Below are 13,022 nucleotides of genomic sequence, written 5' to 3'. Positions count from 1 at the left end.
GGCTGATCATCAGGCGTTGGCCGGGTCGGTCTCGGCCTTCATGCCGGTCGGGGTCCACACCTTCGCGTCGGAGACGCCGGTGATCACGGCCAGCTCGGACGCAGCAGCCGGGTAGTCGGACTTGCCGTCGAGCGTCAGGCGGATGCCGCGCACGAAGTGCTCCTGGGTGGAGACGATCTCCTTCTCGTTGACCTTGTCCCAGCCGACCAGCACGTCAGGCACCGACCGGAAACCGGCGTAGGTGTTCACGACGGAGCGGTCCTGCATGTAGAGCGGGTCGTAGTCGCGGACCCAGCGCAGGGCGATCGACTCGAACGAGGTGGTCGCGCCGTACGGAACGGACTGCGGCACGCTCGGGGCGCCGGAGAGGAAGATGAAGCCGGAGGAGGAGAAGGCGTAGGCCGCGTCCGCCGGGATGGTCTGGTCGACGACGATGTTGAAGCCGAAGCGCTGGCCGATCGAGGCGGTGCGGAGCGCAGTCTCGGCCTCGGAGTCGCCGACGTTCTGCGCCAGGTTGAGCTTCTCGTCGGACAGGAGGGCCGACTCGAACTCGGTGCCGACCAGGAGGTAGCGGCCTTCCTTGGGGGCGTGGAAGGCGTTGAGTACGCGACGGGCCTCGATGAGTGCACCGCGAAGGGCCTGACCGGCGTTGCCGATGGTGACGTTGTACGCCTGGCTGGTCAGCATGTTGACCGCGCGGCGCTGGAGACCGCGCGCGATGGCCTTGGACTGCGGGCGCAGGAGCTTCGACCAGTTGTCGATGTCGAAGTCGTTCTGCTCGTCGGTGAGCTTGACGGCCGAGTAGACGTTTCCGCCGAAGGTCACAGCGAGGGTCCGCTCCGCGTACTCGTCGAAGACGATCGGGTTGGAGCGGTCGTTACGCCACGCGTAGTCGTGGAAGGGCAGGATGCCTTCCACCTTCATGGAGATGGTGTCGTTCTCGGCGCCCTTGAACTGGTCGACGCCCTGCTTGGTGAAGAGGTTGGGAATGAGAAGCTCCTGCTCCAGCATTCCGACAGCCGCATTCACCAGCTTCTGCGGCTTGACTACCTGGTGCTGTGCGGTGGGCAAGGGGGCTACCTCCGAGGGCATGAAGAAACCCCCGGCCGGTCAGCAGGGGGGTTGAGTAAGGGGGGTCATCGGGGCGCTAGAAGCGCCGGGTGCGCCGCGCGAGCTTGCGCGGGTCCATCTCTCCGTCGTCCTCGTCGGACGGGTCCAGGCCGCCGCCGAGGGCTTGCGGAGGTACGGGGGTGAGAAGCGACTGAAGGGCCTTGGCGTCGGCTTCCAGCTCCTCGGGAGTCGAGCCGCGCAGCCGTCCGGCCAGTGCTTCGGGCAGATCGAACTTGCGGGCCACCGTGGCGACGACGAGCGAGTGCTCCAGCTCGGCGTTCTTCGCCTTCACGTCAGCGAGGGCGGCCTCGAAGTCCTCCGGGCTCTTGGCGCCCGACAGCTTCGTCTCGGCGTCCCGCAGCCTGGTGCGGTATCCCGCAGCCTCGCCCCGCACCTTGGCCAGCTCCTTGCGGGCCCAGTCGGGCAGGGCGTCTTCCGCGGTGGTGGTCTCTGCGCCGGCACCGCTCGTGTCGTCCGGCTTGCCGCCGGGCGGGGCTTCCTCGCCTGTGGGCGGGACGGGCGGATTCTCGGCCGCAGCCTCGGGCTTCTCTTCGGGCACTTCACGCCTCCGGGGTCGTGTCAGTGGGAGGCCGCGCCTCCTGGGCTGCGGCTCTCTGCTTTGTGCGGATGAACCGGCGCCAGACGCTCACCGCGCCTTTGCCGGTGTAGCCCTTCGTGACCTTTGGCCACAGGGCCTCGTACTGCCGCGACAGGGCGGTCAGCTCGCTCGACTGGTACTGATCCCGGTTCCAGACCGGCATCGCGTAGCAGTTGCAGTTGTCGTGGTACTTGTCGCCGTCGTTGAAGAGGGCGGACTTCTCGCTCTTGTAGACCGGGCCCCGGCTGATCAACATCGCGCACCAGCCGCAGGGGGTGCCCGTGCGGGAGAGGCGTACGTAGCCGAGGGCTCGCCGGTCCCGGGACATGTGCGTCCAGTTCGAGGACCGGCCCCCGTTCATCGCGACACGGGAGGCGGCAGCCGCCTGCTGTGCGCCCGCCTGGCGGTGGGCGTCATCGGGGTCGGCGTCTTCGACGGTCAGGCGCCGGTCGAGGTTCGCGGGGCCGAGGGCTTCCAGCACGATGCGAAGCTCGGCCTCGGCTTCCCGCTCGATGCGCTCCTCTTCCTCGCGGAGCCCTTCCAGCTCCTCGACGAGGATGCGCTCCCAGTCGGGCTCGTCCTCCTGGTCGTCGCTGTCGAGACCGGGGTCGCTGCTGGATGCCTGGCCCGGCTCGTCCTCGCGGTCCTCCTCGACGACCGGGGCGGGCGAGGCTTCCCCGTCCGTGATGGTCGCGGCCTCACCCGCCGGTTCAGCCGGCGGACGGTAGGTGCCCGCCAGTTCGCCGAACTCCCGCCGAAGGTCGGCGAGGGTCACGTACGCGGGCTCGGGGTGATAGGGGTCGGCGGTCGTCCTGCCGGTCTGGAGTGCCCTCGCGAGCCGGTAGTAGGCCCGAGCGAGATCACGGGACTGGCGTCGCCGTCCCATGACGAGGGTGATCGCCCGGCGCAGCCAGGAGCCAGCCGTAGCGGCCCGCCGGTCGACCGGGACATCCGCCCACAGGGCCATCGCCTCAGCTGTGGTCTGCGCCCCGATCTGCGTCAGCGCGACATGGAAGGCGGCCGAGACCTCGTCGGTCTCGGCCTGCCTCTTCGTTCGCGTCACGCTGCCACCGGGAGCGAATCCGCGGTGACCGGTTCAGCAGTCGCCCGCGTCAGCGCGGAAGCGAGCTGCCCGACCGAATCTTCGTCCTCGGCAAGCTCGTCCCACTCGTCGAGCTCGTTCTGAGTGACGTTCGGAACGCGCTTCCACAAGCCCTTCGCGGGGATGCCGAGCTGCTCCCTCAGCTTGCCCAGCGCGTCAGCGGCCTGGGCGAGGGAGCGCTGCTCCATGTCGCGCCAGAGAACCTCGCCGGAGAAGTCATCAGCCGCCGGCAGATTCTCGAGTTCGGCTGCCAGGCGGAAGACGCGTTCCCATGCTTCGCCGAAGGCCGTCCGGAACTCCTGCACCTTCCGGGACAGGGAAATCTCGGCGGCCTGGAGGGCCTCGGCCGACAAGTTGGCGATCTGGCCAAGCAGCACGTGCGGAGGGACCTGGGCGACCGCGCTGAGGTGGCGGATGCTCATGTCCACCGACTCGATGAACCCACCGAGCGGGGTCTCGTCGAGGCTGCCGAAGCGCACGTCCGGGTCCTCGGCGAAAAGGAACCGCTTCGCGTTGTGGTTGATCGGCAACGGGATTGGGTTGCCCTGCTCGTCGTAGACGACCTCGCCCGTCTCCGGGTCGCGCTGGACCGGCGGAGCCATACCTGTGGCCGTCCGTACCTTCACCGAGGCGTAGGTCTGGGCGACGAGGAGATCAAAGATCGTCTGGTTGATCCGGTTCTGGAGCGGGATCATGGGCTCGACCACACCGACCGTGCGGCCCTCAAGGTCGACGGAGGCCGCGAACCTGGTCACGGGGCATTCGGTCGCGCCGTGGGCCTTGCCCTTGCCGACCTTGACGCCGTCGCTGTCCTCCAGGCCCTTGAAGGTCACCGCGTACTCGAAGCGCCCATCCCACATGCGGGCCCTGCCGACCCGCTCGCCGACAGGCCAGGCAACCACGGTCATGGAGGCGTACGGGGTGTCGTCGTTGGCCGGGTCCTCGTAGAGCGCGCTGGTCCTGAGCGCGGACAGGCCCTTCGTCAGGACCACACCCTTCACGCGCTCGGTGAGGGTGAAGCTGTGCCCGTACGTCAGCGCGCCCTTGTAGACCGCCGACTGTCGCGCGTCGAGGCGCGAGCGCTGCCAGTGCTTCCACTGCGGCGAGGACAGGTCTGTCGCAGCGCCCTTACCCTCCTCGTCGCCCGCGCGGTAGCCATCCACATAGAGGGCCTGCGCTGGGGTGTTGACGAGAAGGGGGGCCCAGTTGGAGACGGCCCTCTTCGCGAGGAGCCGGTACTCGTCATCGGCCTGCGCCGGCATGTACGGATCGTCGTGCCGCCCGTGAAGGTAGTCGTCGATCCGGGACAGCCGGTCCTTGTCCCTGCCGAGGATGGCGAGGAGCTGCACCGCAAGGGCGGCAGGCGTGTGGTCAGCCATGGTTCACCACCCTTGTTCAATGTTTACACTGCTACAGGAAGAAGCCCCGGCCGGTCCGCTTGCGGACCCGCTTGCCACGGGCTCGGAGATCGACGAGGGCCTCGTGCGCGAGCATGAGCGCCGCGTACAGGTCGACCTTCTTCGGGGACTCGCGGCTCTCCTTGCCGAAGGAGAGACCGAAGTTGTTGCTTCGCCGCCGCGCGTTCAGCACGTGCCGGCGCAGCTTGCGGTCGCCGTCGTGCACGATCTTGCGGTCCAGGACCGAGCGAACGAGGCGCTCGTGCGCCATGGTTGAAGCCTTCAAACTCGACCGCATGTCCCAGCCGATCGCGTCCTTGCCCGGCGCCTTCACGGCCAGGCCCTCGCCGTACGTCTCGGACCACTCGCTGATGTAGCTCTCCCAGAGAGCAACGTCGGCGTACATGCCCTGCACTTCGAACGCGGCGAACGCCTCGTGCACAGCGGAGTCGACCTGCGCGCGGGGGACTTCCCAGTCCTTCCCTGCCGGGCCGTCCGGCTTCTCCCACAGCCCCAGCACGAAGGCGCACATGTCGCTCACGCGAAGTGCCACCAAGGCTGTGGAGTCGTCTCGGAGGCCGCCATCGAACCCGATGGTGATCTCGTCGCCGGCACGGAGCTGCCGGTCGTCGTCCCGCAAAACATCCCAGTCGGCCGGGGAGAACAGGGCGTCCTCGCTGGCCACGATCTGATTCAGCCACATCCGCCGCGAGCGCGAAGGAGCGATCGTCGTGTCGAGGATCGACTGAAGGATCGTCTCGACACGAAGCCAGGTGGCATCGCCGCGAATCTTCGGCAGGACGATCCGAATTGCTTCGGGCGTCAGGGGCGTTGCCGGGTGCGCCTCGATGCTGTCGTACATGAAGCCGATGTCCGCAGCGCGGCCTTCGAGGATCTTCTCGAACGCCTCACGCATCTTCTCGGCCACGGAGTCTTCGCCGGGAAGGTAGGCGTTCGTGATCGCCAGATACCGCGAGTCCTTCTTCGTCGCGTTACCGTCGATCGTCTCGTACATGCGGTCGCCCGAGTTGCCCTGCACCCAGTGGTGCGTCTCGTTCAGCACGGTGAAGGTGACTCGGCCACCTTCGAGCGCGCGGAACGAGCTGGTGACCGCTTCGAGTCTCTGCCGGCCGCCGTTCGCACGGATCAGCTCGGCGCCCGCCTTGACGCCGTACGTCTCGATGAACTTGTCGCTCATGAGGCTTGGCATCAGGGTCATGGTGTTGCGGGTCTGGTCGCGGCTGACGGCCGCGATCTGCACCCATGCTTGAGGGTGCGGCACGCCGACCGGCTGCCCGTCCGGGCCCCAGTGTGAGACGCGGCTCGGGCCGACGAACTCGACGAGCGAGATCACGGCGAGGAGAGGGTCTTTCCCCCAGCCCTTGAGTCTCTGCAAGACGCCCTTGCGATAGATGAAGCGTCCTGTGTCATCGACGGCGTACCACCAGAGCACGAAGCGGAGCTGCTCGCGCGTGAAGCGCCAGGGCCCGCCGTCCTCGGCCTTCAGATGCTCTGCGCACCATCCAGCGACCTGCCAGCCGAGTGTGTGCTGCGGAAGCTTCCACGAGCCGCTCGACTCGCGTGTCCAGGTAGGACCGAGGAATGTTGGTTGCAGGGCGTCTATCTCCGACGCGGACATCACTAGGGGAGCGGCCATAACCACCCCCTGAACTTCATGTGCCCCGTTCTCTATGGTGGAGGCAGGCCCATGGTCGCACTTTCGTGGGACATGCTGACAGACGAAGAGAGGTACAGGTGGATAATGCATAAACAGAGGGCTGACCGCGATATCTACGACGAAATAGAGAAGTGCGTCGAAGGCGTAAAAGGGTGGGAAGGTGTCCTGAACCTGCCAGCCGTTCCCTACCGCTGCGTGAAGGGCCTCGTGTTGATCGGATTCGCGTACTGCAAGAAGGATCCAGTAAGGGCTGTCGCCATGCAGGGATGGCGCAACTACGGGGTCGACCTTCTAGGCAAATACCACTGCTCGGAGTTTAGCGACGACGCCAGATGGCCGCTTGCGGGCCATGGGTCAATAGATCCTAGGGCGGAAATCGAGGCCGCCGTAAAATACAGGTCTTAGAGTCCGAGATCCTTCTTGTAGTCGGCGATGGCGAGCACGGCCGCGGACTGCTCCTCAGGCTCAGGCTCGTGCAGCTCGACGCGCACACGGCGCCGGTCGCCCTCGGCGACGAGCAGCCTTTCGAACGCGCTGTAAATGGTCTGGAGCATCTGGCCCGACCTCTTCCCCGACTTCTTGTAGAAGGAGAGGTCTTCACACAGGGAGTAGGCGAGGGCCCAGTCGCTCGCCTGGTAGAAGTCGGCCTGGCCGGACTCCTTCAGGGAGTCCCACAGTCGCTTCGCGATGGGGTGCCAGGTGCGGTCGGCGTTCGGGATCTTCGTGGGCCGGCAACGCCTCGCGTCACGGGCTGCACGCCTCCACCCTGGCGCTCGCGCGGGCGGGCGAGGTCGTCCTCGCGGTTCGGCACAGGGCCGGGCATAGCTCACCTCCTAGCCGATCAGGCCGGGGTGAGCCTCCGTCCTGCGGAATTTACGGTCGTTGCGTCGCCGCTTCGCGGCCAGAGCGAGGGCACCCTCGCGAGAGGACTTGGCCTGGTGATGAAACCCGCAGAGCGCTCGTAGGTTGGTCTCTCGATGGTCATCACCAGGCACGATGTGGTCCACGTCAGTGGCGACTTCCTCGCACCGCTGCCCGTACTGATCGCGGGCAGTGCAGCGGTTGCCGTCCCGCCGCAGTACACGGAGTCGGATACGCGGCCAGTCCGCCGGCAGGCGCTCGCGCCTGTCCGATGAAGCCCAGTTCGGCATCACACCCCCAGGTCGAGCAGTGCGGCGAATGCCGTCGATGCCTGCTGGGGGACGACTCCGTTGCCGAGGATCTGGAGCTGCTGCCCGCGCGTGAGGCCGGGGATCGCGGTGACGTGTCCAAGGGGCAGGCCCATCAGCCACTCGACCCACTCGGCGGTCACTCGGGGGCCGCCCTTGCGTCCCGCCTCTGTGGGCGGGGGAGCGGCGCGGCCGGTCACGCCCTCCCACTGCCGGATGGCGGGGAGGTACTCGCCCCACCAGTGCGCGGGGGAGCTGGGGCCGTGGACCGCAGGCTCGGGCTCGCGGCCATCGCGGATGGCCTCGGAGTACGGGAGGAGGTAGCACGCCTCGTCGTCGAGGGTGGGGCCGTGACCACCAGCTCGACGTTCGGCAGGGTGGCGGGCGCCGCCGTTACTGCCGAGGTTCGAGGTCGGTGTCTTCAGGGGTCGCGACACAGAACCACCGGTCACGGAGGTGAGGTGCGCTAGCTGCGGTAGCTCGTACGCACACCCATCGCGCGCTGTACCCAATCTCGGCCAGGTCACCGAGGACAACTTCGAGGCCCCGCGTCCGGATATTCGAGACGTTTTCCAGGAAGAGGATTCGCGGTCGTACGATGCGAACTGCTTCAACGACGTTGACCCAAACTCCAGAGCGAGCACCTCGAATTCCAACCCGATTCCCCGCAATGCTGATGTCCTGGCAGGGAAACCCTGCGGTGATTGCGTCCACCTCGCCGACGAGCTGATCCCAATCGATCGCACGGATGTCCCCGAGATTCGGAGCATCCGGATACCTCTCAGCGAGGACCGCGCTCGGGCCTGGAGCGCTCTCCGCGACGTACGCGATTCGTCCGTTCACCAGAGGGGCGACAGCCATTCCAAGGCCGCCATACCCAGCGCAGAGTTCAAGGATCTTCAGGCTGACCCCCTACGTGAAAGACGTACTTACCGTGAACGCGTCTTCCTTCAGGTGGCCCTTCGGGCCCCAGCCTGCGAATTACGCAAGGCGTCTTCCTGCTGGCGAGCCCCTCCGGGGCTCAAGCCTCGCGAGCCTTGCGACTTACGTACTTACATATATAAGTCGCAAGTTGATCTTGATTCCGGAAAGACGAATGCCTGTGACTCCCGTCACGCTTCGACGGCGCCCGCAGGGCGACGGCGGTAGAGCAGCGGCGAAGAGAGATGCCGCCCGGAGGGCGGACTCCAGGAAGACGGCAAACGGCTGTAGCGGCCGGAGGCCGCCCCTTCGCGAAGACGTCTTACGTACTTGCGAGCGCCGATAGAGTCGGCGGCATGGACAGCACCTTCACGTACGAGCTTCGTGTGCCGGCGGCAGCCAACGCCGCCGAGGGATGGGAGAAGCCCGCTCACGACGGCGAGATGACCACCTGGGGCGGCACAGCTCACGATCTCGGGCGCCTGGTCCTCCAGCGCTGGCGCGAGACGTGCGAGGGGAAGTACGAGGGACTTCCCGCTGTCGTCGAGGTGCACAGCGACGATGGGCGCTTCGCGATGATCGAGGACCCTACCCCGGCACACGGGCCGACGCTCGCGCTTGAGTGCGCGCTCGAAGACTCCCAGGCCGCAGACTTCGCCCGCGATGTCAAGCGGCAGGAGCTTGCCGAGGCGATGCGGGACGCAAAGGAGTTCGACGGCCTGTCCGTGCGGAACATCGAGCACCGCGTCCGCTCCGTGATGTCCTCGATGGAGGCGCGGAAGATCCTCGGGGAGGACAAGGACTGACCTCGCCGCGGCCTTCATTCTTGTGCAGTGCCGGCGGTTGCCCTGGAAGACGCCTGCACCCCTGCTGACCTGCGTATACGTGCCCAGCGGCGGGGGGTGCGTCGAGGCCCTGATCGACCTTGGAACCCCGGCAACTTGCGTGCTGCTAAGACGCGGCGGACGGGAAAGCCTCGCCGGCTGGGTCATACCCCCACCCCCCGGCCTATGTCTGACCAATGCGGACATGCCATCGCTTTAAGGTGTACATCAGGCAGATATCCAGAACTGTGGATATCAACTGCATCACTGCGCATAGGTGCACGTTAGTAGCGAATGTGCAGAGAAAAGCCAGAGCGGTACGTAAGGCCATAGAGCAGTACACACATGGCAATACATCGCACAGCGGGCGCGTACGCACGCGCGCAAGAGGCTAAGGACTCAGGCCCTCACCAGCGGGCGCGGTTGCGGCGCACCCCGGGCAACGTGTTAAGGTGTAGCCACATCGACCGAACGAACCGGCAACGGGACGGACGGAACGGCGCGCATGATGGGTAAAACCGCAGCTCACAAAGGGAGTTGCGGAACAGCCCGGGGAACGTGTTAAGATGTAGCCACATCGAACGGACCGCAAGGTTCGGGGGAGCGCCAGGCCAAGGGTCCTGGCGGTAGGACATGGGAGTGCCTACCGCTGACCAGGCCGAATGCGAAACTCCACACGATGGATGGTGTAAAGTTGGAACCAACGCCGAGCCAGCCGGTTCGGCGAAACTCTCCGGCTAGTGTAAACTTTGAACCAGCCGGTTCCGAAAGGTAAGGCCACATGAGCGAGTTCGTCTTCTCCGACCGCGATCGGCAGTACGGCAAAGCCGTAGGGCTCAAGCGGGCAGACGGCGACTTCCGGTGCTACCAGTGCGTCGACTTCAGCTTCTACGAGCGGGAGGTCACCGCACGGGATGCAGGGGAGAAGTGCACCTACTGTGCCGGCCCCGTGTTCCTCACGGTCGAGGCCATCGCAGAGATCGAGCGGCCGAAGCGTCCGGTCAACCTCGCAAAGACCGAGGTCCAGCGCTTCCCCCTGCTGACCATGGCCTACAACCTCGGCCGCCGAGCCGAAGACCTGGCCATAGCTCTCGACCGGGCCAACCGCGTCATAGCCCAGCAGGCCGCCGAGATCGACCGCCTGAACGGCATCGAGCCCAAGACAGAAGAGGAGATGGAGGTCATCTTCATCGCGGTCGACCTTGACGCCTAGGTGTGAAGTTTGACCCTACGAAGGCGAAACGCCCTGTGGTCCCACCGTGCCCCTGGTCTGGGTGCGGTGGGGGGTGTCGGCGGGAGGTTCGGTGCCTCCCCCCTGACGAGCCAGCCCGTCAGCCCTACCCCTGGATTCGAGGTCCCATGAGCGCGAAGGTCGTCGCCCCGAGCGACGCGAAGTTCAATCTGATGCTGGTCATCGGGCAGCCATACAAGGGCGTGCCGGGAGCCACACAGACCACGTACGTGCAGGAGTACCTCTCGGAGGAGCCGGACGACATCGATCTGTTCGTGCCGGATGGGTGGGAGCTTCTCGAAGACGAGTCCGAAGAGATCATCCGAGGCGCTCACGACTGCGACTGCTGCGGGATGCACATCATGAACGCCCGCGAGTGTGAAGCCTGCCGGAACGAGGACTGCGACCCGGCCAACTCGTGGCACTGCTTCACCGGCCACTGTGACGGCTCCGGCTGCGCCTTTGAGGGCGAGTGCGAACCGAACCACGAGGTCCGGGTCTGGCGTGAGAGCGGCGACCTGGTCGGCCTGTGGGAGGTCCAGGCTGAGGGGACCGGCCGAATCCTCGTCACGCAGCGCAAGGGGTACGAGCGCGACTCAGAGTCCCGCTTCACCTCCCTCTGGTCCGCCTGGCAGTACGCCCAGGGCTGCGCCGAGATGCACGCCCAGACGCTCCGCGAAGAGTGCGAGTGCGGCGAGGACGACTGCGGCGTCCTGCACGAGCACGGGATCTCCGTGCAAGAGGTCACCTCGAACAGCGACCTCGCACGGGCCTGATCACCCGGCCGCCCCTTCCCACACAGGGAGAGGGCGGGGGCGGCCACCCATGGATGCAAAGGCGAAACGCCCCTCGGGGCGTCAGCGGGAGGCGGTTCCTCCCCTCTGACGATGCCAGCCCGCATCGAACCATCCCCGTACGTGAGGATCACATGAGCACGTCCCTGCCCGACGCGATCAAGGCTGCCGCCGGCATGGTGGACCAGCACCGCGGAGTGGTCTGTCTCGCTCTGGCCACCGACAGCGAGGAACTGCGGCTCGCCGCCCTCCGGTTCCGCAGCAACGCGATTCACAACCTCGCCAACGAGCGCGACGACGAGTCGGGCCTCGCCGGTCACGTCGCTACCGCGCTGGCGAACTTCGCCAACACCCCGGCCTTCTGGGTCGAGCACCACTGGCAGACCATCTTGGCCGCCACTGTCCGCCGTGAGGCGGCAGACCTCGCGCATCGCAGTTCGATCCTGAAGTGGCTCGGCGGGTATGGGGGCCCGACCGACGCCCCGGTCTTCAAGGCGCAGTCCTGGCAGTACAAGTCGGCCGGTCAGCGTGCCAAGGCGCTCGCCGAGGTCAAGGCCGCGCTGACCAAGGTGCGCGACGCGATGCGAGCGGCAGGACTCGCCTCCGTCGAGGGCTGACCTCCCCCCCAACCTTCTCCGGCCGCCCCTGCCCAAACAGGGAGTGGGAGGGGTGGCCCCTACCTCGAAAGAGAGCGCACATGAGCAAGGCAGACTGCGACTTCTGCAACCTCACTGGCACCGCCCGATGGCTCTACGTCCTGCCCGAGGACCGCCCCGTCGTCGGCCTCGCCAACGCCGCAGGCGAAGCGATCATCTTCGACGACGACGGCCTCTGGCACGCCTGCATCGGATGCGCGGGCCTGGTCGACCGCGAGGACATCACCGGCCTCGTCCAGCGAGCCCAGCGACACATAACGAACACCTTCCCCGAGATGTTCGGGCCGGGCGCGGACGACACCTGGAAGGCCATCTCGGCTGCCCGCTACGCCGCCGTGATGTCACCCGGAACCCGCAAGCAGCGGATCTAACAGCCTCCCCACGCAAAGGCGAAACCTCCCGAAGGGAGGTCGGCGGTAGGCGGGCCCTACCCCCTGACGAGCCAACCAGCGTCAGCCCATCTCCAAGAAGAGGACCCATGTTCACGGCCACCCGAGTGCAGCCCCGCGTCTGGATCGGCTGCCTCTCCTGCTACAACGGCGGGCGCCTGGTCGGCGACTGGTACGAAGCCGACACCGCCGCCCTCGTGACACCTGACGATCTTCACGGCCGACCCACGAGCCACGAAGAACTGTGGGTCTTCGATCACGAAGGCTTCTTGGGCGCCATCGAATGCGAGTGCTCCCCGGACGAGGCAGCCGAGATCGCCGAAGCCCTCTCCGAACTGACCGACGACGAGTCGGAAGCGTTCGCGGCCTGGTTCCCGGTTTACGCCGAGCGCGGCGAGCGCTCCGAATGGGTCGCGAAGTTCCGGGACTGCTATCGCGGATTCCATGACAGCGAAGCCGACTTCGCCCGCGAGTGGTTCGAGGAGACCTCCGATCCGGAGGAGGTCGAGCGCCTAGCCGTGTGGCCCTACCGAGACATCGACTGGGAACGCGCCTCGCACGAGCTGTTCACCGGCGGATTCTCGGCAGAGGACGCCCGCGGAGGGGTCCACGTCTTCTGCGTGGACTGATCGCCCCACCTGCCCCGGCCGCCCCCCGCACACAGGGAGAGCAGGGGGCGGCCCCCTCGAACACAGGAAGACGCTCACATGATGCCGTCCATCAAGAACGCCGAGTCGATCGCGTTCAGCAAGATCAAAGAGTTCGTCGCCGAGGTGCTTGCGATCACGCGATTCGTCTCCCAACTCCGGGAGGACTACAACCCCGGAACCGACGACTGGGAAAACCTGTGCGACCTGTCTACGGCTGCTGACCGCCTGGTCCTGGCCCTGCCGGTCGAAATGCTCCCCGACAAGGAGTGGCGTCACGTCAGCCCCGCCGAGTACGCGGCCTGCGACGACATCCTCGCCATCCTCGCCGAGAGCGACTCGAAGTGAACGACGACCCGCACGACATCGTCACGGGCTCGCTCGTCGCGGTGCTGACCCTGGTCGTCATGGGTCACCTGGGACTCATCGGCATCCTCGCCTGATCCACGCAAGAAGCCGCCTCTCCCCACAGGGAGAGGGGAGGGGCGGCCCTGCCCGAAAGGCTA

Annotated in this window: 16 protein-coding genes and 1 other RNA gene; 9 read left to right on the top strand and 8 right to left on the bottom strand. The window is 66.5% G+C overall.

The genetic code is table 11. The annotated features are described in order from the left end of the window. Positions 1-9: 9 nt before the first annotated feature. The 5 genes from ACTVZO_RS16285 to ACTVZO_RS16265 form a co-directional block, all read right to left on the bottom strand. Complete coding sequence (locus ACTVZO_RS16285; protein WP_443299071.1) at positions 10-1,071, bottom strand: hypothetical protein; 1,062 nt, start codon at positions 1,069-1,071, stop codon at positions 10-12. 76 nt (positions 1,072-1,147) lie between these two features. Beyond that, positions 1,148-1,669, bottom strand: coding sequence for a hypothetical protein (locus ACTVZO_RS16280; RefSeq protein ID WP_443299070.1), 522 nt, complete (start codon positions 1,667-1,669; stop codon positions 1,148-1,150). Between the two features lies 1 nt (position 1,670). Further along, the gene (locus tag ACTVZO_RS16275) at positions 1,671-2,771 is read right to left on the bottom strand and encodes a VG15 protein (RefSeq protein WP_443299069.1); all 1,101 of its coding nucleotides are present in this window, start codon (positions 2,769-2,771) and stop codon (positions 1,671-1,673) included. Then, positions 2,768-4,189, bottom strand: coding sequence for a phage portal protein (locus ACTVZO_RS16270; protein WP_443299068.1), 1,422 nt, complete (start codon positions 4,187-4,189; stop codon positions 2,768-2,770). The genes ACTVZO_RS16275 and ACTVZO_RS16270 overlap by 4 nt, the downstream gene beginning before the upstream one ends. A 31-nt stretch (positions 4,190-4,220) precedes the next feature. Continuing rightward, positions 4,221-5,864, bottom strand: coding sequence for a terminase (locus ACTVZO_RS16265; RefSeq protein WP_443299067.1), 1,644 nt, complete (start codon positions 5,862-5,864; stop codon positions 4,221-4,223). A gap of 51 nt (positions 5,865-5,915) precedes the next feature. Here ACTVZO_RS16265 and ACTVZO_RS16260 point away from each other — a divergent pair, with 51 nt between their 5' ends. Then, complete coding sequence (locus tag ACTVZO_RS16260) at positions 5,916-6,290, top strand: hypothetical protein (RefSeq protein ID WP_443299066.1); 375 nt, start codon at positions 5,916-5,918, stop codon at positions 6,288-6,290. Here ACTVZO_RS16260 and ACTVZO_RS16255 read toward each other — a convergent pair. From ACTVZO_RS16255 to ACTVZO_RS16245, 3 genes are all read right to left on the bottom strand, one after another. Beyond that, positions 6,287-6,715, bottom strand: a complete 429-nt coding sequence (locus ACTVZO_RS16255) for a phage terminase small subunit (protein WP_443299065.1) — start codon at positions 6,713-6,715, stop codon at positions 6,287-6,289. The genes ACTVZO_RS16260 and ACTVZO_RS16255 overlap by 4 nt on opposite strands. Before the next feature lie 320 nt (positions 6,716-7,035). Further along, positions 7,036-7,491, bottom strand: a complete 456-nt coding sequence (locus ACTVZO_RS16250; protein WP_443299064.1) for a DNA (cytosine-5-)-methyltransferase — start codon at positions 7,489-7,491, stop codon at positions 7,036-7,038. Then, positions 7,448-7,915: a DNA cytosine methyltransferase gene (locus ACTVZO_RS16245; RefSeq protein ID WP_443299063.1), complete on the bottom strand. Its 468-nt coding sequence runs from the start codon at positions 7,913-7,915 to the stop codon at positions 7,448-7,450. The genes ACTVZO_RS16250 and ACTVZO_RS16245 overlap by 44 nt, the downstream gene beginning before the upstream one ends. A gap of 416 nt (positions 7,916-8,331) precedes the next feature. On the opposite strand from ACTVZO_RS16245, the gene ACTVZO_RS16240 reads away from it, so the two are divergent. The 8 genes from ACTVZO_RS16240 (at position 8,332) to ACTVZO_RS16205 (ending at position 12,864) form a co-directional block, all read left to right on the top strand. After that, a complete protein-coding gene (locus tag ACTVZO_RS16240) occupies positions 8,332-8,781 on the top strand; it encodes a hypothetical protein (RefSeq protein WP_443299062.1) in 450 nt (149 codons plus the stop codon). 799 nt (positions 8,782-9,580) lie between these two features. After that, entirely contained in the window at positions 9,581-10,012 is a 432-nt protein-coding gene (locus tag ACTVZO_RS16235; RefSeq protein WP_443299061.1) for a hypothetical protein, read from the top strand. 146 nt (positions 10,013-10,158) lie between these two features. Further along, positions 10,159-10,806, top strand: coding sequence for a hypothetical protein (locus ACTVZO_RS16230; protein WP_443299060.1), 648 nt, complete (start codon positions 10,159-10,161; stop codon positions 10,804-10,806). Between the two features lie 59 nt (positions 10,807-10,865). Then, an RNA gene (locus ACTVZO_RS16225) (hammerhead ribozyme type II) lies at positions 10,866-10,930 on the top strand. Positions 10,931-10,958: 28 nt separating this feature from the next. After that, entirely contained in the window at positions 10,959-11,441 is a 483-nt protein-coding gene (locus ACTVZO_RS16220; protein WP_443299059.1) for a hypothetical protein, read from the top strand. 80 nt (positions 11,442-11,521) lie between these two features. Continuing rightward, positions 11,522-11,851, top strand: coding sequence for a hypothetical protein (locus tag ACTVZO_RS16215; RefSeq protein WP_443299058.1), 330 nt, complete (start codon positions 11,522-11,524; stop codon positions 11,849-11,851). Between the two features lie 107 nt (positions 11,852-11,958). After that, positions 11,959-12,498 (top strand): antirestriction protein ArdA, encoded by a 540-nt coding sequence (locus tag ACTVZO_RS16210; protein ID WP_443299057.1) that lies wholly within the window; start codon positions 11,959-11,961, stop codon positions 12,496-12,498. Positions 12,499-12,576: 78 nt separating this feature from the next. Further along, positions 12,577-12,864, top strand: a complete 288-nt coding sequence (locus ACTVZO_RS16205) for a hypothetical protein (RefSeq protein ID WP_443299056.1) — start codon at positions 12,577-12,579, stop codon at positions 12,862-12,864. Positions 12,865-13,022: the final 158 nt, after the last annotated feature.

Source organism: Streptomyces sp. IBSNAI002, assembly GCF_052244475.1.
Classification (GTDB): domain Bacteria; phylum Actinomycetota; class Actinomycetes; order Streptomycetales; family Streptomycetaceae; genus Streptomyces.
Note: the sequence above shows the minus strand (reverse complement) of the source record. Positions and strands in the feature narration are given on the sequence as shown.